The 24,662-nt window shown below is 60.0% G+C and carries 24 protein-coding genes; 14 read left to right on the top strand and 10 right to left on the bottom strand.

Features of this window, described 5'->3' with window-relative positions:
• Positions 1-92 precede the first annotated feature (92 nt).
• The gene (locus tag AB4N47_RS18295; RefSeq protein WP_341639143.1) at positions 93-749 is read right to left on the bottom strand and encodes an alpha/beta hydrolase; all 657 of its coding nucleotides are present in this window, start codon (positions 747-749) and stop codon (positions 93-95) included.
• A gap of 468 nt (positions 750-1,217) precedes the next feature.
• Between AB4N47_RS18295 and AB4N47_RS18290 the strand changes: the two genes are divergently transcribed.
• From AB4N47_RS18290 to AB4N47_RS18275, 4 genes are all read left to right on the top strand, one after another.
• Positions 1,218-2,249, top strand: coding sequence for an amino acid ABC transporter substrate-binding protein (locus AB4N47_RS18290; RefSeq protein ID WP_016771583.1), 1,032 nt, complete (start codon positions 1,218-1,220; stop codon positions 2,247-2,249).
• Positions 2,250-2,315: 66 nt separating this feature from the next.
• Positions 2,316-3,497, top strand: a complete 1,182-nt coding sequence (locus AB4N47_RS18285; RefSeq protein ID WP_341639144.1) for an amino acid ABC transporter permease — start codon at positions 2,316-2,318, stop codon at positions 3,495-3,497.
• A gap of 10 nt (positions 3,498-3,507) precedes the next feature.
• Complete coding sequence (locus tag AB4N47_RS18280) at positions 3,508-4,602, top strand: amino acid ABC transporter permease (RefSeq protein WP_110600243.1); 1,095 nt, start codon at positions 3,508-3,510, stop codon at positions 4,600-4,602.
• A 13-nt stretch (positions 4,603-4,615) separates the two neighbouring features.
• A complete protein-coding gene (locus AB4N47_RS18275) occupies positions 4,616-5,380 on the top strand; it encodes an amino acid ABC transporter ATP-binding protein (protein WP_016771581.1) in 765 nt (254 codons plus the stop codon).
• A 51-nt stretch (positions 5,381-5,431) separates the two neighbouring features.
• On the opposite strand, the gene AB4N47_RS18270 is transcribed toward AB4N47_RS18275, so the two are convergent.
• Complete coding sequence (locus tag AB4N47_RS18270; RefSeq protein ID WP_122601891.1) at positions 5,432-5,920, bottom strand: type II toxin-antitoxin system MqsA family antitoxin; 489 nt, start codon at positions 5,918-5,920, stop codon at positions 5,432-5,434.
• Positions 5,917-6,228, bottom strand: a complete 312-nt coding sequence (locus AB4N47_RS18265; RefSeq protein ID WP_122610756.1) for a type II toxin-antitoxin system MqsR family toxin — start codon at positions 6,226-6,228, stop codon at positions 5,917-5,919. The genes AB4N47_RS18270 and AB4N47_RS18265 overlap by 4 nt, the downstream gene beginning before the upstream one ends.
• 166 nt (positions 6,229-6,394) lie before the next feature.
• On the opposite strand from AB4N47_RS18265, the gene AB4N47_RS18260 reads away from it, so the two are divergent.
• The 5 genes from AB4N47_RS18260 to AB4N47_RS18240 all read left to right on the top strand — a co-directional run bounded on the left by AB4N47_RS18260 (position 6,395) and on the right by AB4N47_RS18240 (position 10,372).
• Entirely contained in the window at positions 6,395-7,054 is a 660-nt protein-coding gene (locus AB4N47_RS18260; RefSeq protein WP_122692897.1) for an FCD domain-containing protein, read from the top strand.
• Positions 7,044-8,348 carry a CynX/NimT family MFS transporter gene (locus AB4N47_RS18255; RefSeq protein ID WP_280074446.1) on the top strand — a complete coding sequence of 435 codons (1,305 nt, stop codon included), beginning with the start codon at positions 7,044-7,046 and terminating at the stop codon, positions 8,346-8,348. Before AB4N47_RS18260 ends, AB4N47_RS18255 begins: the two co-directional genes overlap by 11 nt.
• Positions 8,349-8,537: 189 nt before the next feature.
• Entirely contained in the window at positions 8,538-9,008 is a 471-nt protein-coding gene (locus AB4N47_RS18250) for a nuclear transport factor 2 family protein (RefSeq protein ID WP_071174467.1), read from the top strand.
• Between the two features lie 41 nt (positions 9,009-9,049).
• Positions 9,050-9,352 carry a GIY-YIG nuclease family protein gene (locus AB4N47_RS18245; protein ID WP_073473642.1) on the top strand — a complete coding sequence of 101 codons (303 nt, stop codon included), beginning with the start codon at positions 9,050-9,052 and terminating at the stop codon, positions 9,350-9,352.
• Positions 9,353-9,436: 84 nt separating this feature from the next.
• Complete coding sequence (locus tag AB4N47_RS18240; protein ID WP_341639145.1) at positions 9,437-10,372, top strand: glutathione S-transferase family protein; 936 nt, start codon at positions 9,437-9,439, stop codon at positions 10,370-10,372.
• A gap of 118 nt (positions 10,373-10,490) precedes the next feature.
• Here the strand turns inward: AB4N47_RS18240 and AB4N47_RS18235 are convergent, their stop codons facing one another.
• Positions 10,491-10,841 carry a glutaredoxin family protein gene (locus AB4N47_RS18235; RefSeq protein ID WP_341639146.1) on the bottom strand — a complete coding sequence of 117 codons (351 nt, stop codon included), beginning with the start codon at positions 10,839-10,841 and terminating at the stop codon, positions 10,491-10,493.
• Complete coding sequence (gene yejK, locus AB4N47_RS18230) at positions 10,841-11,845, bottom strand: nucleoid-associated protein YejK (protein ID WP_341639147.1); 1,005 nt, start codon at positions 11,843-11,845, stop codon at positions 10,841-10,843. Before yejK ends, AB4N47_RS18235 begins: the two co-directional genes overlap by 1 nt.
• A 395-nt stretch (positions 11,846-12,240) precedes the next feature.
• Between yejK and AB4N47_RS18225 the strand changes: the two genes are divergently transcribed.
• Positions 12,241-12,522, top strand: coding sequence for an HU family DNA-binding protein (locus AB4N47_RS18225; RefSeq protein WP_003221909.1), 282 nt, complete (start codon positions 12,241-12,243; stop codon positions 12,520-12,522).
• 193 nt (positions 12,523-12,715) lie between these two features.
• On the opposite strand, the gene rlmF is transcribed toward AB4N47_RS18225, so the two are convergent.
• The 5 genes from rlmF to AB4N47_RS18200 form a co-directional block, all read right to left on the bottom strand.
• Complete coding sequence (gene rlmF / locus AB4N47_RS18220) at positions 12,716-13,735, bottom strand: 23S rRNA (adenine(1618)-N(6))-methyltransferase RlmF (protein ID WP_016771571.1); 1,020 nt, start codon at positions 13,733-13,735, stop codon at positions 12,716-12,718.
• A 223-nt stretch (positions 13,736-13,958) separates the two neighbouring features.
• Complete coding sequence (locus AB4N47_RS18215) at positions 13,959-16,805, bottom strand: valine--tRNA ligase (protein ID WP_217864281.1); 2,847 nt, start codon at positions 16,803-16,805, stop codon at positions 13,959-13,961.
• 129 nt (positions 16,806-16,934) lie between these two features.
• Complete coding sequence (locus AB4N47_RS18210) at positions 16,935-17,333, bottom strand: DNA polymerase III subunit chi (protein WP_110647046.1); 399 nt, start codon at positions 17,331-17,333, stop codon at positions 16,935-16,937.
• Positions 17,334-17,341: 8 nt separating this feature from the next.
• Positions 17,342-17,770: a DNA polymerase III subunit chi gene (locus tag AB4N47_RS18205; protein ID WP_056783088.1), complete on the bottom strand. Its 429-nt coding sequence runs from the start codon at positions 17,768-17,770 to the stop codon at positions 17,342-17,344.
• A gap of 60 nt (positions 17,771-17,830) precedes the next feature.
• A complete protein-coding gene (locus tag AB4N47_RS18200) occupies positions 17,831-19,321 on the bottom strand; it encodes a leucyl aminopeptidase (protein WP_341639148.1) in 1,491 nt (496 codons plus the stop codon).
• Between the two features lie 296 nt (positions 19,322-19,617).
• Between AB4N47_RS18200 and lptF the strand changes: the two genes are divergently transcribed.
• From lptF to lepB, 4 genes are all read left to right on the top strand, one after another.
• Positions 19,618-20,739: an LPS export ABC transporter permease LptF gene (gene lptF, locus AB4N47_RS18195; RefSeq protein WP_016771566.1), complete on the top strand. Its 1,122-nt coding sequence runs from the start codon at positions 19,618-19,620 to the stop codon at positions 20,737-20,739.
• A complete protein-coding gene (lptG, locus tag AB4N47_RS18190) occupies positions 20,732-21,793 on the top strand; it encodes an LPS export ABC transporter permease LptG (protein ID WP_341639149.1) in 1,062 nt (353 codons plus the stop codon). Before lptF ends, lptG begins: the two co-directional genes overlap by 8 nt.
• A 173-nt stretch (positions 21,794-21,966) precedes the next feature.
• The gene (gene lepA / locus AB4N47_RS18185) at positions 21,967-23,763 is read left to right on the top strand and encodes a translation elongation factor 4 (protein WP_016771564.1); all 1,797 of its coding nucleotides are present in this window, start codon (positions 21,967-21,969) and stop codon (positions 23,761-23,763) included.
• A 9-nt stretch (positions 23,764-23,772) separates the two neighbouring features.
• A complete protein-coding gene (gene lepB / locus AB4N47_RS18180) occupies positions 23,773-24,627 on the top strand; it encodes a signal peptidase I (protein WP_016771563.1) in 855 nt (284 codons plus the stop codon).
• Positions 24,628-24,662 lie beyond the last annotated feature (35 nt).

Genomic DNA, 24,662 nt, shown 5'->3' with positions numbered 1-24,662 from the left:
TCAGTTGGTTAAGGAATGTACGCCGGCCAGTGTAATGCAAGAATCGGGCGCGGCGTAGTAGGAGGGATCAATGGGCCGACATTGCTCGCAAATCAGCGCAGACGTTCGCTCAACCAGACGCCGACGTCGCGAATCTCTTCAGGTAACACTTCGTGCTCCATTGGGTATTCCTGCCATGTCACGGTGACACCATGCTTCACCAAATGCTCATAGGCAGTACGCCCCATCGAGTTCTGCACCACGCCATCGAACTGCCCGTGCAGACACAGCACCGGAATACGCTGCTGACTGGCGGATAACTCCAGTTCGTCGCTGAATGTCGGTGCGTACGTCGACAACGCCAGCACCCCGCCCAGCGGTCCCTGCCATTTAAGGAACGCGGTATGCAATACCACCGCGCCGCCCTGGGAAAATCCTGCGAGGAAAATCCGCGAGGCGTCTATTCCGCTGGCGCGCTCGTTTTCGATCAGCTCGATGATGCGCTCTGCCGACGCCTCCAGTTGGTCGCGATCGATCGCCCGGGCCGGGCTCATGGCCTTGATGTCATACCAGCTGGGCATGGCAAATCCGCCATTTATCGTCACTGGACGGGTCGGTGCCTGCGGCAGCACAAAGCGCGTGCTCAACAGACTTTCCTGCAACGCCTCGGCCACCGGCAGGAAGTCGTAACGGTCGGCGCCGAGGCCGTGCAGCCAGATCACGCAGGCATCCGCGGGCTTAACAGGCTGAAGAATCAAGGGCTCGGTCATGTCTGCTCCAAAAATGTGCGGGCGCTCTCATTGAGTGCGTGATTGAAGGGCGCGCCCGGCTGATCCGTTAACAAGATGTCGCAAGGTTACAAGTTTAGCTATTGACGTGTCGCGCAATCACTTTCGCAAGCGGTGTGGTACGGCGTTTGCTATGGAGCTTTGCGTACGAAGCATCCGTTGCGCGGCGGTAACACTATCAGTGTCAGTCGCGCGATGGGATAGCAACGAATCCGGTGATGGATGTTCGCCAATGGCCGAAACGGGCTTAGCGAACGTGAAAGGGCTACAGCCCGTTCGGCCGATTGGTGAGAAGTGAGTGATCCATGATGTGGATTTTCTCCTACTAGACTCATAGCGAAGGTCTTACGTCGGTTGACCCCAAAAAAAGCCAACACGGGTCAACAACGCCTCAAAAGGGTGCGACAGGACTCAAGCTCCGACACAACAAGAGCAAAACTGGAGGTTTGAATGAAGATGTTGAAATCCACTCTGGCGGTCGTGACTGCTGCAGCAGTACTCGGCGTCAGCGGGTTCGCTCAGGCGGGTGCAACCCTGGATGCGGTACAGAAAAAAGGTTTCGTGCAGTGTGGCGTGAGCGACGGTCTGCCGGGCTTCTCGGTACCGGATGCGACCGGCAAGATTCTCGGCATCGATGCTGACGTCTGCCGCGCTGTGGCGGCAGCCGTTTTCGGCGACGCCAACAAGGTCAAGTTCAGCCAGTTGAACGCCAAGGAGCGCTTCACCGCGCTGCAGTCCGGCGAGATCGACATCCTGTCGCGCAACACCACCATGACCAGTTCCCGTGACGCGGGCATGGGCCTGAAATTCCCGGGCTTCATCACCTACTACGACGGCATCGGCTTCCTGGTGAACAACAAGCTGGGCGTGAAAAGTGCCAAAGAGCTCGACGGCGCGACCATTTGCATCCAGGCCGGTACCACCACCGAACTGAACGTTTCCGACTACTTCCGTGGCAACGGTCTGAAATACACCCCGATCACCTTCGACACCTCCGATGAAAGCGCCAAGTCGCTGGAATCCGGTCGTTGCGACGTGCTGACCTCCGACAAGTCCCAGCTGTTCGCCCAGCGCAGCAAGCTGGCCTCGCCGAAGGACTACGTGGTGTTGCCGGAAACCATTTCCAAAGAACCACTGGGCCCGGTCGTACGTAACGGCGACGACGAGTGGCTGGCCATCGTGCGTTGGGTCGGCTACGCGCTGCTCAATGCCGAAGAAGCCGGCATCACTTCGAAGAACGTCGAAGCTGAAGCCAAGTCCACCAAGAACCCGGACGTAGCCCGTATGCTCGGCGCTGACGGCGAGTACGGCAAAGACCTGAAACTGCCGAAAGACTGGGTTGTGCAGATCGTCAAGCAGGTCGGCAACTACGGCGAAATCTTCGAGAAAAACCTCGGCAAGAGCACTCCGCTGGAAATCGACCGTGGCCTGAACGCCCTGTGGAACAACGGCGGCATTCAGTACGCACCACCAGTGCGCTAATGGTTCTATCGCCCGGCGGGCCAACCGCCGGGTGATGTTCTTGTTCCATTTCTTCCGGGGCACTTCATGCAAAATTCAATCGGCGCACCAAAGCAGAGGCTCAGCCTCAGCGATCCACGAGTGCGTGCGTGGCTATTCCAGATCATCACCGTTGTGGCAGTGGTCTCGCTTGGCTGGTACCTGTTCGACAATACGCAAACCAACCTTCAGCACCGGGGCATCACCTCCGGCTTCAGCTTTCTGGAGCGCAGTGCCGGATTCGGCATCGCTCAAACCCTGATCGACTACACCGAAGCGGACAGTTACGCGCGGGTGTTTGTCATCGGCCTGCTCAACACCCTGTTGGTGACCTTTATCGGCGTGATCCTGGCGACGATTCTCGGTTTCATCGTCGGCGTGGCGCGGCTGTCGCAGAACTGGATCATCGCCAAACTGGCGACGGTGTATGTGGAAGTATTCCGCAACATTCCGCCGCTGCTGCAGATCCTGTTCTGGTACTTCGCGGTGTTCCTGACCATGCCGGGGCCGCGCAACAGCCACAACTTCGGCGACACCTTCTTCGTCAGCAGCCGTGGCCTGAACATGCCGGCCGCACTCGCTGCCGACGGTTTCTGGGCGTTCATGATCAGCATCGTCCTGGCCATTGTCGGCATCGTGCTGATGTGCCGCTGGGCCAACAAGCGCTTCGAAGAAACCGGCGTACCGTTCCACAAGTTCTGGACCGGCCTGGCAATTGCGCTGGTGATCCCGACCCTGTGCGCGCTGATCTTCGGCGCTCCGCTGCACTGGGAAATGCCCGAGCTCAAGGGCTTCAACTTTGTCGGTGGCTGGGTGCTGATCCCGGAACTGCTGGCATTGACCCTGGCGCTCACCGTGTACACCGCAGCGTTCATCGCCGAGATCGTGCGTTCCGGGATCAAGTCGGTCAGCCACGGCCAGACCGAAGCAGCGCGATCCCTCGGCCTGCGCAACGGCCCGACCCTGCGCAAGGTGATCATCCCGCAAGCCCTGCGCGTGATCATTCCGCCGCTGACCAGCCAATACCTGAACCTGGCGAAGAACTCCTCGCTGGCCGCCGGTATCGGTTACCCGGAAATGGTTTCGCTGTTCGCTGGCACCGTGCTCAACCAGACCGGGCAGGCCATCGAAGTGATTGCCATCACCATGAGCGTGTACCTGGCGATCAGTATCAGCATTTCCCTGCTGATGAACTGGTACAACAAGCGCATTGCGCTGATCGAGCGGTAAGGAAAAGCGCATGAGTACTCATACTTTCAAACCCGACATGCCTCCACCGAACAGCAGCATCGGCGTGGTGGCGTGGATGCGCGCAAACATGTTCTCCAGCTGGCTCAACACCCTGCTGACGCTGTTTGCGTTCTACCTGATCTACCTGGTCGTGCCACCGATCCTCAGCTGGGCGATCGTCGATGCCAACTGGGTCGGCACCACGCGCGCCGACTGCACCAAGGAAGGCGCCTGCTGGGTGTTCATTCAGCAGCGTTTCGGCCAGTTCATGTACGGCTACTACCCGACCGAGCTGCGCTGGCGCGTCGACCTGACCGTGTGGCTGGCGGTCATTGGCGCAGCACCGCTGTTCATCTCGCGCGTGCCGCGTAAAGCGGTGTACGGCCTGAGCTTCCTGGTGCTGTACCCGATCATCGCCTTCATCTTGTTGCATGGCGGTTTCGGAATGACCACCGTGCCGACCAGCCAGTGGGGCGGCCTGATGCTGACTCTGGTGATCGCCACCGTCGGCATCGCCGGAGCATTGCCGCTGGGCATCGTGCTGGCGCTGGGACGGCGTTCGAACATGCCGGCGATTCGTGTGGTCTGCGTGACTTTCATCGAGTTCTGGCGCGGCGTGCCGTTGATCACGGTGCTGTTCATGTCCTCGGTAATGCTGCCGCTGTTCCTGCCCGAAGGCATGAACTTCGACAAGCTGCTGCGGGCGCTGATCGGCGTGATCCTGTTCCAGTCGGCCTACGTTGCCGAAGTGGTGCGCGGTGGTCTGCAGGCGATTCCCAAAGGGCAGTACGAAGCGGCTGCAGCGATGGGCCTCGGTTACTGGCGTTCGATGGGCCTGGTGATTCTGCCGCAAGCGCTGAAGCTGGTGATCCCGGGCATCGTCAACACGTTCATTGCGCTGTTCAAGGACACCAGCCTGGTGATCATCATCGGTCTGTTCGACCTGCTCAACAGCGTCAAGCAAGCCGCCGCCGACCCGAAATGGCTGGGCATGGCCACCGAAGGCTACGTGTTCGCCGCCCTCGTGTTCTGGATTTTCTGTTTTGGTATGTCGCGCTATTCCATGCATCTGGAACGCAAGCTCGACACTGGCCACAAGCGTTAGGAGTTCTCTGTAAATGAGCGAAGCAATCAAAAAGCCTGTGGGTCCGGAAGGCATTATCCAGATGCAGGGCGTGAACAAGTGGTACGGCCAGTTTCACGTACTCAAAGACATCAACCTCAACGTCAAACAGGGCGAGCGCATCGTTCTGTGCGGCCCGTCGGGTTCCGGTAAATCGACCACGATCCGTTGCCTCAATCGTCTGGAAGAACACCAGCAGGGGCGCATCGTCGTCGATGGCGTGGAACTGACCAACGACCTCAAGCAAATCGAAGCGATCCGCCGCGAAGTCGGCATGGTGTTCCAGCACTTCAACCTGTTCCCGCATCTGACCATTCTGCAGAACTGCACCCTGGCGCCGATGTGGGTGCGCAAGATGCCCAAGCGCAAGGCCGAAGAAATCGCCATGCATTACTTGGAACGCGTACGCATTCCGGAGCAGGCGCACAAGTACCCGGGGCAACTGTCCGGCGGCCAGCAACAGCGTGTGGCGATCGCCCGCGCCTTGTGCATGAAGCCGAAAATCATGCTGTTTGACGAGCCGACTTCAGCGCTCGATCCGGAAATGGTGAAAGAGGTTCTCGACACCATGATCGGTCTGGCCGAAGACGGTATGACCATGCTTTGCGTGACCCACGAAATGGGCTTTGCCCGCACCGTGGCCAACCGCGTGATCTTCATGGACAAGGGCGAAATCGTTGAACAGGCGGCGCCGAACGATTTCTTCGACAATCCGCAGAATGATCGGACGAAGTTGTTCTTGAGTCAGATTTTGCATTGATGGTTGATGAGTGAAACCAACCCGGCCATGTGCCGGGTTGTTTTTTCGGGGTCAGGAAACCGAAAGGGATTCATGTTCTTTGTGGACGATGTGCTCGAAACCTCTCAAATCTGCACCTTCGCCGAGAGTCTTTGCATCGGTTAGCAAATATGGGTAACGATCCAATAAACGCATCAGCAGTATGAGTGCCTTGGGCGGCAAGATTTCGCCGCGCTCGTAGCGAGAGAATGCGTTATGCCCACCCCCAGATAGCAGTTGCACCGTCTCTTTTTGCGTCAGATGCAATTTGCGGCGAATCCGCTTCATCTCGTCGCCAATCATTTTCCTGGCAGCGATGACCAACTCATCACCTGCGTCGCAATAACGTTCCGCGCTATCGGTATCGGCGTCCCATTCGACCTCACCGCAGTTCTGGCACTCCCAGCCAGAAAGATCATCCACACGCCGCTCCATGCCTTTGACTTTCAGGGTTTCGCCACGCCCCTGAAAATGCCTCATTCCCTCACGTGCACCGCAGCTGACACATTGCTGGGTTTTCATGGGTTTTTCTCCTTGAAGGAGATCACCGGTGGGCTGCCGCCGGGGCGGTATGTCACCTTGATGTAAATCTCCTGATCTCGTGAATTGATGTGATACACGTCTTGCCAGATTCGATGATCCTCATAAGTAGTCATCGATTTGTACAACATCCTGGTTTGTAGCTCGAAAACAATTTCCTGCATTTCGCTGACATTGAAGCCGAGCTTCTCAGCTGACCTTACTGAAGTTTTGGTGAAAGCATTTTGACCCAGTCGCCTCACTTCAGACTTGATCACCGCCAAGTCGTAATGGGGTGTGTTCTTTTCCATAAGAAGCCAAAACCCTGTCCCTGAAATTACCCTTAAAGGGTAATTTTGACCAATCGAAAATGCCGCTCCATGTGTCTCCGATTGACCCTAGGTGGTTGCCGTCCTACATGGGTCTGACTAACATGTCGGAAAATTCATCCTATGATTGGATGAAAAGGCGAAGCTCATGTCCGAAATTTCCCCTTTGATCAAGCGATCCCTGGTCGATCAGGCTTTGGATCAACTGCGTCAGCGCATCAACAGCGGTGCGTGGCAGGTCGGCGAGCGTCTGCCGACCGAGCCTGAGCTGTGCGCCGAGCTGGGCATCAGCCGCAACACGGTGCGTGAGGCAATGCGTGTTCTGGCGTTCTCGGGATTGATCGAAATTCGCCAGGGCGACGGCAGTTATCTTCGTGCGCTGGTCGACCCGCTCGACACACTTAAAGCGCTATCGCGTTGTTCGCTGGAGCAGGCCAGGGAGACCCGGCACATCCTTGAAGTCGAGGCCATCGGCCTGGCGGCGTTGCGTCGTACCGATGAGGATCTGGCGGCGCTGCGTGAAGCGCTCGGCACCAGCGGCAGCCATTACCACGGCGATCTCGACACCTATATCGCCTGCGATCTGGTGTTCCATCGCCGACTGGTCGACGCCGCGCACAACCCGACCCTCAGCGAGTTGTATCGCTACTTCTCCAGCATCGTCGGCGCGCAATTGCGCCAGACCCTGAATATCTCCCCGCGCCGTCAGGAAGTGTTCGATCTGCACATCGAGTTGCTCGATGCGGTCGAGCAACGCGACCCGGAACGGGCCAAAGCCTTGTCGAGGCAGTTGATCAATGAACCTTGAAACCGAGAAAACCATGTCCCGCAGTGAGTTATCCACAGCGTCGAAACGCACCCCCGAACTTGAAGAGCTGCTGATCGATGCCGAGGCTGATGACGAGCAGGTGCAGCAAAGCCATCCGTTGGTGAAACGTCCATGGTTGCTGCTGCTCGGGTTGATTCTGGTGGCGCTGAACCTGCGCCCGGCGTTGTCGAGCATGGCGCCATTGCTCAGCGAGGTCTCCAGAAGCCTCGGGCTGTCTGCGGCGCAGGCGGGATTGCTGACCACGTTGCCAGTGCTGTGCCTGGGCTTGTTCGCACCGCTGGCGCCGATTCTGGCGCGGCGTTTCGGTGCTGAGCGGGTGGTGTTGGGGATTCTGCTGACACTGGCCGGCGGCATCGTCCTGCGCAGCAATTTCGGCGAGATCGGGCTGTTCGCCGGCAGCGTCCTTGGCGGCGCCAGCATCGGCATCGTCGGCGTGCTGCTGCCGGGCATCGTCAAGCGCGACTTCGCCAAACACGCCGGGACCATGACCGGCGTCTACACCATGGCGCTGTGCCTGGGCGCGGCGATGGCGGCGGGTTCGACCGTGCCGCTGAGTGAACACTTCGGCAACAGCTGGGCGATGGGCCTGGGCTTCTGGGTGATTCCGGCATTGGTGGCGGCGGTTTTCTGGCTGCCACAAGTCGGCTCCAAACATGGCGCACACAACGTCGCCTACCGCGTGCGCGGGTTGCTGCGTGATCCGCTGGCCTGGCAGGTGACCTTGTACATGGGCCTGCAATCGTCGCTGGCCTACATCGTGTTTGGCTGGTTGCCGTCGATCCTCATCGGTCGCGGGCTGACACCGACTCAGGCCGGATTGGTGCTGTCCGGTTCGGTGATCATTCAGCTGGCCAGTTCGCTGGCCGCGCCGTGGCTGGCGACCCGTGGCAAGGATCAGCGTCTGGCGATCGTCGTGGTCATGGCGCTGACCCTGGCCGGCCTGTTCGGCTGCCTGTACGCACCGATCGAAGGTCTGTGGGGCTGGGCGATTCTGCTCGGCCTCGGGCAGGGCGGTACGTTCAGTCTGGCCCTGACCCTGATCGTCCTGCGCTCGCGCGATTCCCATGTCGCGGCGAACCTGTCGAGCATGTCGCAGGGTTTTGGCTACACCCTGGCGTCCATGGGGCCTTTCGCCGTGGGTGTGGTGCATGACTGGACCGGCGGCTGGAATGCGCTGGGCTGGATTTTCGGCATTATCGGCGCCGGTGCAATCCTCGCCGGGCTGGGTGCCGGCCGGGCGCTGTATGTGCAGGTGCAAAGCGAAAAGATCTGAATGCACTGGGTGCAAATGTGGGAGCGAGCCTGCTCGCGAAAGCGGTGTTTCAGTCAACATGGATGTTGAATGTTGAATTGCCTTCGCGAGCAGGCTCGCTCCCACAAGGGTTTTGCGTATTGCCGATAGTGTTTCTGCGCGCGGCAGATTATGGTGCTGGCAATCTGTACCTATTTTTTGGAGACTGCCTTGAGCGAAGCCCACAGCGCCCTGATCACCCGCTTCTACCAAGCTTTTCAGCGCCTCGACGCCGAAGCCATGGCCGCCTGCTACACCGATGACGTGGTCTTCAGCGATCCGGCGTTCGGTGAGTTGCGCGGGCGCGATGCCGGCGACATGTGGCGCATGCTGACTACCCGCGCCAAGGATTTCTCCCTGACCTTCGACAACGTCCGCGCCGACGAACGCAGCGGCGGCGCACACTGGGTCGCGACCTACCTGTTCAGCCAGACCGGCAACATCGTCATCAACGATATCCAGGCGCGTTTCGTGTTCCGTGACGGCAAGATCTGTGAGCACCACGACCACTTCGATCTGTGGCGCTGGTCGCGCCAGGCGCTCGGTTTCAAAGGCCTGCTGCTGGGCTGGACGCCGCTGGTGCGCAACGCCGTCCGCGCCCAGGCGCGCAAGGGACTGAAGGCATTTCAGGCCGGGCGCTGATAAGATCGCCGCCTGTTTTCCTACACGTTCAGATCACCCAAGTGACCAGTCTTAGCGAACAATCCGTCGATGCTGCCGAGCCAGTGAGCAAATCCTGGTTCGTCTACCTCGTGCGTGCCGCCAATGGCTCGTTGTACTGCGGAATCAGCGACGACCCGGTGCGGCGTTTTGCCAAGCACCAGAGCGGCAAGGGCGCGCGGTTCTTTCTCTCCAGCCCGGCGATGGCGCTGGTCTACACCGAACTGTGCCGCGACAAAAGCGATGCTTTGCGCCAGGAACGGCTGATCAAAAAGCTGCGCAAAAGCGCCAAGGAATGCCTGGTGGCGTCATATCAATCTGACTGATTGGTTCCCATCAGGCAGATCTGTAGGCCTGTCAGGTAATGCACGCTAAGCTGCGGATTCACTTTTCCAGCGGCGGAGCCGAGCATGTCCGAGTTGATTCTGCACCATTACCCGACCTCTCCATTCGCCGAGAAGGCCCGCCTGCTGCTGGGTTTCAAAGGCCTGTCCTGGCGTTCGGTGCATATTTCCCCGGTGATGCCAAAGCCGGATCTGACGGCGTTGACCGGTGGCTACCGCAAGACTCCAGTGTTGCAGATCGGTGCTGACATCTATTGCGACACCGCACTGATCGCTCGACGCCTGGAACAGGAAAAAGCCCTGCCGGCGTTCTTCCCCGAGGGCCAGGAAATGACCAGCGCCAGTTTTGCGGCGTGGGCCGATTCGGTGGTTTTTCAGCACGCGGTGAGCCTGGTGTTCCAGCCGGAATCGGTGGCGGTGCGTTTCGGCAAATTGCCTCCGGAAGCGATCAAGGCATTCCTGGCCGACCGCGCCGGTTTGTTCAGCGGTGGCAGCGCCACGCGTCTGTCCGCCGAGCAGGCCAAACATCAGTGGCCGACGATCATGGCGCGTCTGGAGCAGCAGTTGCAGCGCGAGCAGGGCGACTTCCTCTTCGGCGAGCCATCGATTGCCGACTTCGCCCTGGCGCATCCGCTGTGGTTCCTCAAGGCGACCTACGTCACGGCGCCGCTGGTGGATGAATATCCGGCGGTGGCGGCGTGGCTGGGTCGGGTGCTGGGGTTCGGCCATGGCGCGGCGAGCGAGATGTCCTCTGCCGAGGCACTGGAGGTCGCGCGTGAGGCTACGCCAGCGGCATTGCCGGATGAGCGGTTCGTCGATCCGAACGGCTTCAAGGCGGGCCAGCAAGTGGCAATCGCCGCTATCGATTACGGCGTTGATCCGGTGGTGGGCGAGTTGTTGTTTGCCGGCAGCGAGGAGTTGATCATTCGCCGTGAAGACGAACGTGGCGGCGTGGTGCACGTACACTTCCCGCGTTTTGGTTTCCGTATCGAAGCGCGCTGATTTATCCAGTCAGCTGCAAAACCTGTGGGAGCGAGCCTGCTCGCGAAGACGATGGATCATTCAACATGGTTGTTGGCTGATGCAGCGCTTTCGCGAGCAGGCTCGCTCCCACAGTGGATTATTTCAGGGCAGCGAGGATTTCGTCTGGATCAAATCCGCGAATCAACGTACCGTTTACATCGATCAGCGGAATCCCGCGTCCACCCAATGCCTCATACGCCTTGCGCGCATCAGCATCTTTCTCGATATCGAACTCCTTGAACGGTATACCCTTGCTGTCGAGAAAGCGTTTGGTCTGTTTGCAGTAGCCGCACCAGTCGGTGGCATAGAGCACGACATTGGCCTGCGCCCGGGTCTGCTGCGAGACCATCTGCGCGGGATTGAATAATCGCTCGATCTTGCCCCAGTTCTGATAGACCACGACCACCAGCAGCACCAAGGCGACTTTTTTCAGCACATTGCCGAGCATCAGTTACGCCGCTTCAGCTGGTCGGTCAGCGAAGTCGGCAGGCCTTTGATGATCAGGGTGCCGTTCTCTTCGTCGTACTCGATCTTCGAACCCAGCAGGTGCGCTTCGAAGCTGATCGACAGGCCCTCGGCGCGGCCGGTGAAACGACGGAATTGATTGAGGGTGCGCTTGTCTGCCGGGATCTCTGGCGAGAGGCCGTAGTCCTTGTTTCGGATGTGGTCGTAGAAGGCCTTCGGACGTTCTTCGTCGATCAGCTCCGACAGCTCCTCAAGGCCCATCGGTTCGCCGAGCTTGGCCTGGCTGCTGGCATAGTCGACCAGAGTCTTGGTTTTCTCGCGGGCCGAGTCTTCCGGCAGGTCTTCGCTCTCGACAAAGTCGCTGAAGGCCTTGAGCAGTGTGCGCGTCTCGCCGGGGCCGTCGACGCCTTCCTGGCAACCGATGAAGTCGCGGAAATACTCCGAGACCTTCTTGCCATTCTTGCCCTTGATGAACGAAATGTACTGTTTGGACTGCTTGTTGTTCTGCCACTCGGAAACGTTGATCCGCGCTGCCAGATGCAACTGGCCAAGGTCGAGATGGCGCGAAGGCGTCACGTCGAGCTCGTCGGTCACCGCCACGCCTTCGCTGTGGTGCAGCAGGGCGATCGCCAGGTAGTCAGTCATGCCTTGCTGATAGTGGGCGAACAGCACGTGGCCACCCACCGACAGGTTGGATTCTTCCATCAGCTTCTGCAGATGCTCGACCGCCACTTTACTGAACGCGGTGAAGTCACGGCCGCCGTCCATGTACTCCTTCAGCCAGCCGCTGAACGGGAATGCGCCGGATTCCGGATGGAACAACCCCCAGGCTTTGCCCTGTTTGGCGTTGTAGCTTTCATTGAGGTCGGCGAGCATGTTTTCGATGGCTGAGGACTCGGCCAGTTCAGAGTCACGGGCGTGCAGAACTGCGGGCGTGCCGTCGGGTTTTTTGTCGATCAGGTGGACGATGCAATGACGGATCGGCATGGGCTTCTCGGCTGTTGGAAGGGAGGAGGGCAGGCTCCCCCGAAAAAGCGCTCAGTGTACCGCAACCACTGGTTTTGGCGCGGGTTGCAGGGCAAAACCGGGGCGCGCGCCCGGCCTTAAGCGGTTTTTTACCGATTTAGCGCAATAAAGCTGACCAAATGGGTAGCTAGAGGCGGATATTTCCTTGTCGCTGTGCTAGTTTTGCCCGGTCTTACGCGAAGTCACTGCGTTAAGCGTGCATTCAGCATTTGTCAGGTCGAACCAAACCCTGATTTCGGCATCTATAACCCGACTCGTCGTGGTTATCGCCGAGGGTGCCAGATCCAGAAGATCGGGCTCGATGGCTGACACTGCACTCTGCAATCCATATGAATTTGATAGGGAAGGAACACTACATGGCTCTTACTAAAGACCAACTGATCGCCGACATCGCTGAAGCTATCGACGCGCCGAAAACCACCGCGCGTAACGCTCTGGACCAACTGGGCCAAATCGTTGCCGATCAGCTGGAAAACGGCGGCGAAATCACCTTGCCAGGTATCGGCAAGCTGAAAGTGACCGAGCGTCCTGCCCGCACCGGCCGTAACCCTTCGACTGGCGCTGCCATCGAAATCCCTGCAAAGAAAGTGATCAAGCTGGTTGTGGCCAAAGGCCTGACCGACGCTGTGAACAAGTAAGACGCAGCGATAAAAAAACCGTGCTTCGGAGTGATCCGGGGCACGGTTTTTTTGTGTCTGTGATTTGACGGTCAAGTCGCGGGCAAATGTGGGAGCGAGCCTGCTCGCGAAAGCGGTGGGTCAGTCGATATTGAAGCTGACTGACACGCTGCCTTCGCGAGCAGGCTCGCTCCCACAGGGGATCTGCTGTGTCTTAGCGCACCCAGCGCTCGCGCCGCCAGATCTGCTGCTCGGACTTGGTCTGGAAGGTCCAGGCGACAAAGCGGCTCTGCTTCTGCCCCTGCGACATCTCCACGACCTGGCTCTCCAGCACCCCGGCCTTCTTCAGCGCGGTTTCAATGGCCGGCAGGTTCGAGGCCTTCGACACCAGCGTGCTGAACCACAACACCTTGTGCTGGAAGTTCGCGCTCTCGGCAATCAGTTGCGTCACGAAGCGCGCTTCGCCGCCTTCACACCACAGCTCCGCCGACTGCCCGCCGAAGTTCAGCACCGGCAGTTTGCGTTTCGGGTCGGCCTTGCCCAAGGCGCGCCATTTGCGCTCGCTGCCCTTGGTCGCCTCTTCCATGGAGGCGTGGAATGGCGGGTTGCACATGGTCAGGTCGAAACGCTCGCCCGGCTCCAGCAAGCCAATGAGGATGTGCTTGCGGTTTTCCTGCTGGCGCAGCTGGATCACCTTGCTCAGATCATTGGACTGCACGATCGCTCGCGCCGCCGCCACGGCTGTAGGGTCGATCTCCGAGCCGAGGAAGTGCCAGCGGTATTCGCTGTTGCCAATCAGCGGATACACGCAGTTGGCGCCCATGCCGATGTCCAGCACATTGACGATCGCGCCGCGCGGCACCTTACCGTCGTTCATGCTCGCCAGCAGGTCGGCGAGAAAGTGCACATAGTCGGCACGCCCTGGAACCGGAGGGCAGAGGTAGTCCGCCGGGATGTCCCAATGTTGAATGCCGTAGAACGCCTTGAGCAGCGCCCGGTTGAACACACGCACCGCGTCGGGGCTGGCGAAATCGATGCTTTCCTTGCCGTACGGGTTGGTGATCACGTACTTGGCCAGTTCCGGCGTGGTCTTGATCAGTGCCGGAAAGTCGTAACGACCCTGATGGCGATTGCGCGGATGCAGGCTGGCCTTCTCGCGCGGCTCGACGGCTTTGCTCGGGGACGCGGCGTCAGGCTTCTTGCGCGCAGGTTTGGGTGTGCGGGGGGCGGTCATGGGCGTGGTCGATTCGGGTATGGCTGAAAGTGGCGGGTATTGTCCCACATTGATGGGCCATGCGCCGAACCCATGTAGGAGCTGCCGAAGGCTGCGATCTTTTGATGTTGATTTTTAGAAGCAAGATCAAAAGATCGCAGCCTTCGGCAGCTCCTACAGGGGAGAGTGGTGGGCATGAAAAAGGGAGGCCACCTGGGCCTCCCTTTTTCACTGCGATTTGCCGTTACAGGCTGGCAATCCGCGCATGCTGCTCGGCCAGTTTGCCCAGGGCCTGTTCGGCCTCGGCCAGTTTGGCGCGTTCCTTCTCGATGACTTCGGCCGGGGCCTTGTCGACGAAACCTGCGTTGGACAGTTTGCCGCCAACGCGCTGGACTTCGCCCTGCAAGCGCAGGATTTCCTTGTCCAGACGTGCCAGTTCCGCGCCTTTGTCGATCAGGCCAGCCATCGGCACCAGCACTTCCATCTCGCCGACCAGTGCGGTGGCGGACAGCGGTGCTTCTTCGCCAGCGGCGAGTACGGTGATCGATTCCAGACGCGCTAGCTTCTTCAGCAGCGCTTCGTTCTCGCTCAGGCGGCGCTGGTCGTCAGCGCTGACATTCTTCAGGAAGATCGGCAGTGGCTTGCCCGGGCCGATGTTCATCTCGCCACGAATGTTGCGCGTGCCGAGCATCAGTTCCTTGAGCCATTCGATGTCGTTTTCCGCCGCCGGATCGATGCGCTCTTCGTTGGCCACCGGCCAAGGCTGCAGCATGATCGTTTTGCCCTGAATACCGGCCAGCGGCGCGATGCGCTGCCAGATTTCTTCAGTGATGAACGGCATGAACGGATGCGCCAGACGCAGCGCCACTTCCAGCACGCGCACCAGCGTCCGGCGAGTACCGCGCTGACGTTCGACCGGCGCGTTCTCGTCCCACAGCACAGGCTTGGACAGTTCCAGATACCAGTCGCAGTACTGGTTCCAGATGAACTCGTACAGCGCTTGTGCGGCGAGGTCGAAACGGAACTGATCCAGTTGGCGGGTCACTTCGGCTTCGGTGCGTTGCAGCTGCGAGATGATCCAGCGATCAGCCAACGACAGCTCGTAGGCTTCGCCGTTCTGGCCGCAGTCTTCGCCTTTGTCCAGAACGTAACGCGCGGCGTTCCAGATCTTGTTGCAGAAGTTGCGATAGCCTTCGACGCGACCCATGTCGAACTTGATGTCGCGACCGGTCGAGGCCAGCGAGCAGAAGGTAAAGCGCAGGGCGTCGGTGCCGTAGCTTTCGATGCCATTGGCGAATTCTTCGCGGGTGGCTTTCTCGATCTTCTTCGCCAGTTTCGGTTGCATCAGGCCCGAAGTGCGCTTCTGCACCAGGGTTTCCAGGTCGATGCCGTCGATGATGTCCAGCGGGTCAAGGACGTTGCCCTTGGACTTGGACATCTTCTGGCCCTGGCCGTCGCGCACCAGACCGTGTACGTACACAGTCTTGAACGGAACCTGCGGCGTGCCGTCTTCGTTCTTCATCAGGTGCATGGTCATCATGATCATCCGGGCAACCCAGAAGAAAATGATGTCGAAACCGGTGACCAGCACGTCGGTGGAGTGGAATTTCTTCAGGAACTCGGTCTGCTCAGGCCAGCCCAGGGTCGAGAAGGTCCACAGGCCGGAGCTGAACCAGGTGTCGAGTACGTCGTTGTCCTGTTGCAGCGCAACGTCCGGGCCGAGGTTGTGCTTGGCACGCACTTCGGCTTCGTCGCGACCGACGTAGACCTTGCCTGACTCGTCGTACCAGGCCGGAATCCGGTGGCCCCACCACAGCTGACGGCTGATGCACCAGTCCTGGATGTCGCGCATCCACGAGAAGTACATGTTTTCGTACTGCTTGGGCACGAACTGGATGCGACCGTCTTCAACGGCAGCAATCGCCGGCTCGGCCAGAGGCTTGGTCGATACGTACCACTGATCGGTCAGCCACGGCTCGATGACCGTGCCGGAGCGATCGCCTTTCGGCGTTTTCAGGTTGTGATCGTTGACACTCACCAGCAGGCCGGCAGCGTCGAACGCGGCAACGATCTGCTTGCGCGCTTCGAAACGTTCCAGACCGGCGAACTCCGCCGGAATCTTGCCGTCGATGCTCTCGTTCAGCGTGCCGTCGAGGTTGAACACCTGCGCGGCAGGCAGCACGTTGGCGTTCTTGTCGAAAATGTTCAGCAGCGGCAGGTTGTGGCGCTTGCCGACTTCGTAGTCGTTGAAATCGTGGGCCGGGGTGATTTTCACGCAGCCGGTGCCGAATTCAGGGTCGCAATAATCGTCGGCGATGATCGGGATGCGCCGGCCAACCAGTGGCAGCTCGACGAATTTGCCGATCAGCGCTTTGTAGCGCTCGTCGTTCGGGTTAACCGCGACGGCGGAGTCGCCGAGCATGGTTTCCGGACGGGTGGTGGCGACGATCAGGAAGTCATTGCCCTCGGCGGTTTTAACGCCATCGGCCAATGGGTATTTCAGGTTCCACAGAAAGCCTTTCTCTTCGTGGTTTTCCACTTCGAGGTCGGAAATCGCCGTGTGCAGTTTGGTGTCCCAGTTGACCAGACGCTTGCCGCGATAGATCAGGCCGTCTTCATGCAGGCGCACGAAGGCTTCCTTGACCGCTTCCGAGAGGCCGTCGTCCATGGTGAAGCGCTCGCGGCTCCAGTCGACGGACGAGCCGAGGCGGCGGATCTGCCGGCTGATGTTGCCGCCGGACTGATCTTTCCACTCCCAGACTTTCTCGAGAAATTTTTCCCGGCCCAGATCGTGACGATTCTGGCCCTGGGCTTCGAGCTGACGCTCCACCAGCATTTGCGTGGCGATACCGGCGTGGTCGGTGCCCGGCTGCCACAGGGTGTCGCGACCCTGCATGCGGCGGAAACGGATCAACGCGTCCATGATCGCGTTGTTGAAGCCGTGACCCATGTGCAGGCTGCCAGTGACGTTCGGCGGCGGGATCATGATGGTGTAGGACTCGCCCGCGCCTTGCGGGGCGAAGTAGTTCTCGGACTCCCAAGTCTTGTACCAGGAAGTTTCAATGGCGTGCGGCTGGTAGGTCTTATCCATGCGCGGCGGGACCCTATTGGCATTTATTCAGGAAAAGCCGGCAAGTATAGCTGGGGGGGCAGCTACAAGCCACAAGCCACAAGCTGCAAGAGGATAGCGGTGGGTTTGGCTTTGGCTTTGGCTTGCAGCTTAAAGCTTGCCGCTTGCAGCTGCAGCGAGCAGCCGCTCCATCCGCGCATCGAGGCGGCGTTTGATTTCGGTTTCGATGTGCGGGGCGAAGTCGTCGATCACGTCTTGCATGATCAATTGCGCGGCGGCGCGCAGTTCGCTGTCCAGGTGCAGCAAGGCGTCCGGGCCTTTATCGACCGGTGCGGCAGCCGGGGCAGCCGGCGGCGCTGGTGGCGGCTCGACGGCCGCCGGCTGGTTGCCGACGGAGTCGAACAGCATTGGAATCTGTTCCTGTTCGCTGTCATCGACCGTATCGGTCAACAGCGGCGGTTGCAGGTTGTCATCGCCGAGCAACTGGCGGATCGATTCGAGATCGTCCAGCAGGTGTGCGGACTTCTGTTGCGGTTTCGGAGTGTCCATTGGAGTGCTCAGAGTCGCTGTAAACGGTGGTCTTGCAGAGAATAGCCCTGTTCGCGGTAGAAACGGAAACTCTCCCGCGCCGCTGCGCGGATGGTTGGATCTTCCACCACCACTTCCGCCACGCGGGCGAATTTGCTGGCGAAGGCCGGGACTTTCAGATCGAGATTGACCAGCAGATCCTGGTGCTCACCGCAGTCTGCCCCGTGTCCCAGCACGATCAAACCGTCGGGCTCACTGTCGGCAGGGCCGTGAGGCACGAAACTTTCGCCCTTGAATGCCCACAGCCGCGCATCGAGATCGTCACGTTGGGCCGCATCGCTGCAATGCAGGTAGATGCGATGGCCCATGCGCCAGGCTTTCTCGGTGAGCTTGCAGGCGAAATCCAGGCGCGCTGAAGGATCGGCGCTGGGCAGGATATAGAAGTCGACTTTGGTCATTGCGGTTCCAGAGCGGCAAGCGGCGTCACCCGAAAGTGACGCCGCCGCCCATCAGCGGTGTCAGGCTTTGGCGCGATCGAGCAGGTACTGGGTCAGCAGCGGAACCGGACGGCCAGTGGCGCCCTTGTCCTTGCCGCCGCTGGTCCATGCCGTGCCGGCGATGTCCAGGTGCGCCCAGTTGAGGTTCTTGGTGAAGCGCGACAGGAAGCAGGCGGCAGTGATGGTGCCGGCCTTCGGCCCGCCAATGTTGGCGATGTCGGCGAACGGGCTGTCCAGTTGCTCTTGATACTCGTCGAACAGCGGCAGTTGCCAAGCGCGGTCGTCGGCAGCCTTGCCGGCGCTGAGCAGTTGGTCGATCAGTTCGTCGTTGTTGCCCAGCAGGCCAGACGTGTGTGCGCCCAGGGCCACTACGCAAGCACCGGTCAGGGTGGCGATGTCGATCACCGCTTGTGGCTTGAAGCGCTCGGCGTAGGTCAGCGCATCGCACAGCACCAGACGGCCTTCGGCGTCGGTGTTGAGGATTTCCACGGTCTGGCCGCTCATGGTGGTGACGATATCGCCCGGCCGCGAAGCATTGCCGCTCGGCATGTTTTCGGCGCAGGCGAGGATGCACACCAGATTGATCGGCAGTTTCAGCTCAAGCACGGCGCGCAACGTGCCGAACACCGAGGCAGCGCCGCCCATGTCGTACTTCATCTCGTCCATGCCGGCGCCCGGCTTCAGGCTGATGCCGCCGGTGTCGAAGGTGATGCCCTTGCCGACCAGCGCGTATGGCTTCTCGGATTTCTTGCCGCCGTTGTATTGCATGACGATCAGGCGCGGCGGCTGGGCGCTGCCCTGGCCCACGGCGTAGAACGAGCCCATGCCGAGGGATTTGATCTTCTTCTCGTCGAGTACTTCGACTTTCAGATCCTTGAACTCTTTGCCCAGGTTCTTGGCCTGTTCGCCCATGAAGGTCGGGTGGCAGATGTTCGGTGGCAGGTTGCCCAGATCGCGGGTGAAGGCCATGCCATTGGCAATCGCGGTGGCGTGATTCACGGCGCGCTGCACTTCGGCCTGCGCAGCCTTGATGGTCAGCAGAGTGATTTTCTTCAGGGCGCGCGGTTCGGCTTTCTGGCTCTTGAACTGGTCGAAGGTGTAGCCGCCGTCGACCAGGGTTTCTGCCAGCAGGCGAGTCTTGCCGTAGCTGTCGCGACCTTTGACGATGACTTCATCCAGCGCCAGCACGGCATCACCGCCGCCCAGGCCTTTGAGGGTGTTGAGGATGCTGGCAACGATTTTGCGGAACGGACGGTCGCCCAGTTCTTCGTCCTTGCCCACGCCGACCAGCAACACGCGCTCGGCTTTCAGGTTCGGCAGGCTGTGCAGCAGCAGGCTCTGACCGACCTTGCCAGCCAGGTCGCCACGCTTGAGCACGGCGCTGATCGCGCCACCGCTCGACTCGTCAACCAGTCTGGCGGCGACACCGAGTTTGCGGCCTTCGCCGACGGCAACCACCAGGGTGGCGGTTTTCAACGTTTCTGGGCTAACGCTTTTTACAACCAGTTCCATGTCCGGATCCCTGAATGAATGGTCAACACGCAGGCGTTCGACGTTGTCCGCAGTCGCCTGCTTATAGATAGAAGAGGCGCAGGCCAAAGCCTGCGACAAGGGCCGCAGTTTGAACCTCGCTCCCCGCGCCTGACAACCCTCAGCAAAGGATTACAGCGATGGATGAGTGTGCGCAGTGACAGGCGCACCCAATCACAGGATAATGCCGCATCTTTTTTCGACCGCTCTGCATGGCGGGCCGGTCGATGTGTTTGCTTGTTTGGCCGCCTTAGCCTGACAACCCTGGAGTGTCTGGTTTGATCGTCTTCCGTTATCTGTCCCGCGAAGTCCTGTTGACCCTCAGCGCCGTAAGTGCCGTGCTGCTGGTCATCATCATGAGCGGTCGCTTCATCAAATACCTGGCGCAGGCTGCGGCCGGTCAGCTCGATCCGGGCTCGCTGTTCCTGATCATGGGCTTTCGTCTGCCGGGTTTCCTGCAACTGATTCTGCCGCTGGGCCTGTTCCTCGGGATCCTGCTGGCCTACGGTCGCCTGTACCTCGAAAGCGAAATGACCGTGCTCTCGGCCACCGGCATGAGCCAGCAAAAGCTGTTTCGCATGACCCTGTTTCCGGCAACGCTGGTGGCACTGGTGGTGGCGTGGCTGAGCCTCGGCCTGGCTCCGCAGGGCGCCAACCAGTTTCAGCTGCTGCTGAACAAGCAGGACGCGCTGACCGAGTTCGATACCCTCGAACCGGGACGCTTCCAGGCCTTGCGCGACGGCACCCGAGTGACTTACACCGAAACCCTGAGCGACGACCGTGTCAATCTCGGTAGCGTGTTCATCTCGCAGAAGAACCTCGGCGCCGATAAAAAGGACCGCGGGATTTCCGTGCTGGTGGCCGAGTCGGGCCGTCAGGAAATCCGCCCCGACGGCAATCGTTACCTGATTCTCGACAACGGCTACCGCTATGACGGCAGCCCCGGGCAGGCCGATTACCGCGCCATTCATTACGAAACCTACGGTGTGCTGCTGCCCAAGCCGGATGTCAGCGAAGAAGTCACCGATCGTGACGCAATGCCGACCTCGTCCCTGTGGGGCAGTGATGACATCCGTTCGAAAACCGAACTGCAATGGCGCATGTCCCTGCCACTGCTGGTGTTCATCGTGACCCTGATGGCGGTGCCGCTGTCGCGGGTGAATCCGCGTCAAGGGCGTTTCCTCAAGCTGCTGCCGGCGATTCTTCTTTATATGGCTTACCTGACCATCCTGATTGCCGCTCGCGGCGCCCTTGAAAAAGGCAAGATCCCGCCGGCCCTTGGCCTGTGGTGGGTGCACGCGATCTTCCTGGTGATCGGCCTCGGCCTGCTTTATTGGGAGCCGCTGCGCCTGAAGCTGGCCAGTCGTCGCAGCGCCGCGCTGGAGGTGGCCCGTGGTTAAACTCGACCGCTACATTGGCAGCAGCGTATTCATGGCGATCATCGCCGTGCTGGCGATCATCCTCGGCCTGGCGACGCTGTTTGCCTTCATCGATGAAATGGGCGACGTCAGCGACACCTATACACTGGTCGATGTCCTCAGTTTCGTACTGCTGACCGCACCGCGCCGGCTCTATGAAATGCTGCCGATGGCGGCATTGATCGGCTGCCTGATCGGTCTCGGCAGTCTGGCCAGCAGCAGTGAGCTGACGGTCATGCGCGCTGCTGGCGTGTCGATCGGCCGCATTGTCTGGGCGGTCATGAAGCCGATGCTCGTGCTGATGCTCGCCGGCGTGCTGATCGGCGAATACGTCGCCCCGGCCACCGAAAGCATGGCCCAGGCCAATCGCTCGCTGGCCCAGGGCAGCGGCGATGCGCAAAGCGCCAAGCACGGTATGTGGCACCGTCAGGGTGAAGAATTCATCCACATCAACGCGGTTCAGCCGAACGGTCTGTTGTACGGCGTGACGCGCTATCACTTCGACAAGGAGCGCCATCTGCTCAGCTCCAGCTTCGCCAAAAAGGCTGAGTTCGACGGCACCAAGTGGCAGCTCACCGACGTTGCCACCACGCTGTTCCACGAGCGCAGCACCGAGGTCGTCAATGCCCCGAGCGAGGAGTGGGACGTGGCGTTGAGCCCGCAACTGCTCAGCACCGTAGTCATGGCGCCGGAATCGCTGTCGATCAGCGGTCTGTGGGGCTACATCCACTATCTGGCTGAGCAGGGCCTGAGCAATGGCCGCTACTGGCTGGCATTTTGGGTCAAGGTGTTGCAGCCGCTGGTGACCGCCGCGCTGGTGCTGATGGCGATCTCGTTCATCTTCGGTCCACTGCGTTCGGTGACTCTTGGCCAGCGTGTGTTCACCGGCGTGCTGGTGGGCTTCACCTTCCGCATCGTCCAGGATCTGCTGGGGCCATCGAGTCTGGTGTTCGGATTCTCGCCGCTGTTTGCGGTGCTGGTGCCGGCCGGCGTGTGTGCGCTGGCGGGTGTCTGGCTGCTCAGACGCGCGGGCTGATGAACAAGCTTTCATTGAGCGCTTGAACCCTGAAAACGCCTCGGTCGCCAGACCGGGGCGTTTTTGCATGCGATCCGGGTGACAGGCGAACGTGACGCTTGCGCCGTGTATCAGGTACAATTCCCGGCTATTTTTCGGCGGGCCAAGCCTGCAGCCTTTTTGAGTGTTGATCCGTGAGTGATTTGAGTCATATCCGCAATTTCTCCATCATCGCCCACATTGACCATGGCAAGTCGACGCTGGCTGACCGTTTCATCCAGATGTGCGGCGGCCTGGCCGAGCGTGAAATGGAAGCCCAGGTACTGGATTCCATGGATCTTGAGCGTGAACGCGGGATCACCATCAAGGCCCACAGCGTTACCCTCTATTACAAAGCCAAAGACGGCATCACCTATCAGCTGAACTTCATTGACACCCCGGGCCACGTCGACTTCACCTACGAAGTCAGCCGTTCCCTGGCCGCGTGCGAAGGTGCCTTGCTGGTGGTCGATGCGGGGCAGGGCGTCGAAGCCCAGTCCGTGGCCAACTGCTACACCGCCATCGAGCAGGGCCTGGAGGTCATGCCGGTCCTGAACAAGATCGACCTGCCCCAGGCCGAGCCGGATCGCGTCAAGGACGAGATCGAGAAGATCATCGGCATCGACGCCACCGACGCCGTCACCTGCAGCGCCAAGACCGGCCTGGGTGTCGACGAAGTGCTCGAGCGTCTGGTGCACACCATCCCTGCGCCGACCGGCAATATCGAAGATCCGCTGCAAGCGTTGATCATCGACTCCTGGTTCGACAACTACCTGGGCGTTGTTTCCCTGGTACGCGTGCGCCACGGCCGTGTGAAGAAGGGCGACAAGATTCTGGTCAAGTCCACCGGCAAGGTGCACCTGGTCGACAGCGTCGGCGTGTTCAACCCGAAACACACCGCCACCGTTGATCTGAAGGCCGGCGAAGTGGGCTTCATCATCGCCAGCATCAAGGACATTCACGGTGCGCCGGTCGGTGACACCCTGACCTTGAGCTCCACGCCGGACGTGCCGGTGCTGCCGGGCTTCAAACGCATTCAGCCACAGGTTTACGCCGGTCTGTTCCCGGTCAGCTCCGATGACTTCGAGGATTTCCGCGAAGCGCTGCAGAAGCTGACCCTGAACGACTCCTCGTTGCAGTACACCCCGGAAAGCTCCGACGCCCTGGGCTTCGGCTTCCGTTGCGGCTTCCTCGGCATGCTGCACATGGAAATCATCCAGGAGCGCCTCGAGCGCGAATACGACCTGGACCTGATCACCACTGCGCCGACGGTAATTTTCGAGCTGGTGCTGAAAACCGGTGAAACGATTTACGTCGACAACCCGTCGAAGCTTCCGGACGTGTCGGCGATCGAGGACATGCGCGAGCCAATCGTGCGCGCCAATATCCTCGTACCGCAGGAACACCTGGGCAACGTGATCACCCTGTGCATCGAGAAACGCGGTGTTCAGGTCGACATGCTGTTCCTCGGCAATCAGGTGCAAGTGACCTACGACCTGCCGATGAACGAAGTGGTCCTGGACTTCTTCGACCGTCTCAAATCCACTAGCCGCGGCTATGCTTCGCTGGACTACCATTTCGATCGTTACCAATCGGCTAATCTGGTGAAACTGGACGTGCTGATCAACGGCGACAAGGTCGATGCCCTGGCATTGATCGTGCACCGTGACAATTCGCACTTCAAAGGTCGCCAGTTGACCGAGAAGATGAAAGAACTGATTCCTCGTCAGATGTTCGACGTGGCGATCCAGGCTGCCATTGGTGGTCAGATCGTGGCGCGGACAACCGTCAAGGCGCTCAGAAAGAACGTATTGGCCAAATGCTACGGCGGTGACGTCAGTCGTAAGAAGAAACTGCTCGAGAAGCAGAAGGCCGGTAAGAAACGCATGAAACAGGTCGGCAACGTGGAAATTCCACAGGAAGCCTTCCTCGCCGTGCTCAGGTTGGAATAATCAGGTCCTATGTCGCTAAATTTCCCGCTGTTGCTGGTCATCGCCGTGTTCGTCTGCGGCCTGTTGGCGTTGCTTGATCTGCTGTTCCTGGCACCGCGTCGGCGTGCTGCCATTGCCTCTTATCAAGGCAGTGTCAGCCAGCCCGAGCCTGTGGTGGTCGAGAAGCTGAACAAAGAGCCGCTGCTGGTTGAATACGGCAAGTCGTTCTTTCCGGTGCTGTTTATCGTGCTGGTGCTGCGTTCGTTCCTGGTGGAGCCGTTCCAGATCCCGTCCGGCTCGATGAAACCGACCCTGGATGTCGGCGACTTCATTCTGGTGAACAAGTTTTCCTACGGCATCCGTCTGCCGGTGATCGACAAGAAGATCATCGAAGTCGGTGACCCGCAGCGCGGCGATGTGATGGTGTTCCGCTACCCGAGCGACCCGAACGTCAACTACATCAAGCGTGTGGTCGGCCTGCCGGGTGACACGGTGCGTTACACCGCCGACAAGCGTCTGTTCGTCAACGGCGAATCGATTGCCGAGAAGATGGTCGGCGCCGAGGCGGGATCGCTGGGCAGCGCGGAGCTTTACCAGGAAAAACTCGGCGCAGCCGAGCACCTGATCCGTAAGGAAATGAGCCGCTACCGCGCTACCCCGGATCGTTCGTGGACAGTGCCTGCCGGGCACTACTTCATGATGGGCGACAACCGCGACAATTCGAACGACAGCCGCTACTGGGATGATCCGAACATTCCCAAGGATCTGCTGGGCATGGTTCCCGACAAGAATATTGTCGGCAAGGCCTTCGCGGTCTGGATGAGCTGGCCGGAGCCGAAACTCAGCCACCTGCCGAATTTCTCGCGGGTTGGCCTGATCAAGTAATCAAACACGGCGCTGTTGACCACAGCGCCGAATGC

The organism is Pseudomonas sp. S3_G06, assembly GCF_054667565.1.
Note: the sequence above shows the minus strand (reverse complement) of the source record. Positions and strands in the feature narration are given on the sequence as shown.

Coding starts and splice junctions, on each gene's coding strand:
- AB4N47_RS18295 (WP_341639143.1), bottom strand. CDS start 749: ATGACCGAGCCCTTGATTCTTCAGCCTGTTAAGCCCGCGGATGCCTGC.
- AB4N47_RS18290 (WP_016771583.1), top strand. CDS start 1,218: ATGAAGATGTTGAAATCCACTCTGGCGGTCGTGACTGCTGCAGCAGTA.
- AB4N47_RS18285 (WP_341639144.1), top strand. CDS start 2,316: ATGCAAAATTCAATCGGCGCACCAAAGCAGAGGCTCAGCCTCAGCGAT.
- AB4N47_RS18280 (WP_110600243.1), top strand. CDS start 3,508: ATGAGTACTCATACTTTCAAACCCGACATGCCTCCACCGAACAGCAGC.
- AB4N47_RS18275 (WP_016771581.1), top strand. CDS start 4,616: ATGAGCGAAGCAATCAAAAAGCCTGTGGGTCCGGAAGGCATTATCCAG.
- AB4N47_RS18270 (WP_122601891.1), bottom strand. CDS start 5,920: ATGAAAACCCAGCAATGTGTCAGCTGCGGTGCACGTGAGGGAATGAGG.
- AB4N47_RS18265 (WP_122610756.1), bottom strand. CDS start 6,228: ATGGAAAAGAACACACCCCATTACGACTTGGCGGTGATCAAGTCTGAA.
- AB4N47_RS18260 (WP_122692897.1), top strand. CDS start 6,395: ATGTCCGAAATTTCCCCTTTGATCAAGCGATCCCTGGTCGATCAGGCT.
- AB4N47_RS18255 (WP_280074446.1), top strand. CDS start 7,044: ATGAACCTTGAAACCGAGAAAACCATGTCCCGCAGTGAGTTATCCACA.
- AB4N47_RS18240 (WP_341639145.1), top strand. CDS start 9,437: ATGTCCGAGTTGATTCTGCACCATTACCCGACCTCTCCATTCGCCGAG.
- AB4N47_RS18235 (WP_341639146.1), bottom strand. CDS start 10,841: ATGCTCGGCAATGTGCTGAAAAAAGTCGCCTTGGTGCTGCTGGTGGTC.
- yejK (WP_341639147.1), bottom strand. CDS start 11,845: ATGCCGATCCGTCATTGCATCGTCCACCTGATCGACAAAAAACCCGAC.
- AB4N47_RS18225 (WP_003221909.1), top strand. CDS start 12,241: ATGGCTCTTACTAAAGACCAACTGATCGCCGACATCGCTGAAGCTATC.
- rlmF (WP_016771571.1), bottom strand. CDS start 13,735: ATGACCGCCCCCCGCACACCCAAACCTGCGCGCAAGAAGCCTGACGCC.
- AB4N47_RS18215 (WP_217864281.1), bottom strand. CDS start 16,805: ATGGATAAGACCTACCAGCCGCACGCCATTGAAACTTCCTGGTACAAG.
- AB4N47_RS18210 (WP_110647046.1), bottom strand. CDS start 17,333: ATGGACACTCCGAAACCGCAACAGAAGTCCGCACACCTGCTGGACGAT.
- AB4N47_RS18205 (WP_056783088.1), bottom strand. CDS start 17,770: ATGACCAAAGTCGACTTCTATATCCTGCCCAGCGCCGATCCTTCAGCG.
- AB4N47_RS18200 (WP_341639148.1), bottom strand. CDS start 19,321: ATGGAACTGGTTGTAAAAAGCGTTAGCCCAGAAACGTTGAAAACCGCC.
- lepB (WP_016771563.1), top strand. CDS start 23,773: ATGTCGCTAAATTTCCCGCTGTTGCTGGTCATCGCCGTGTTCGTCTGC.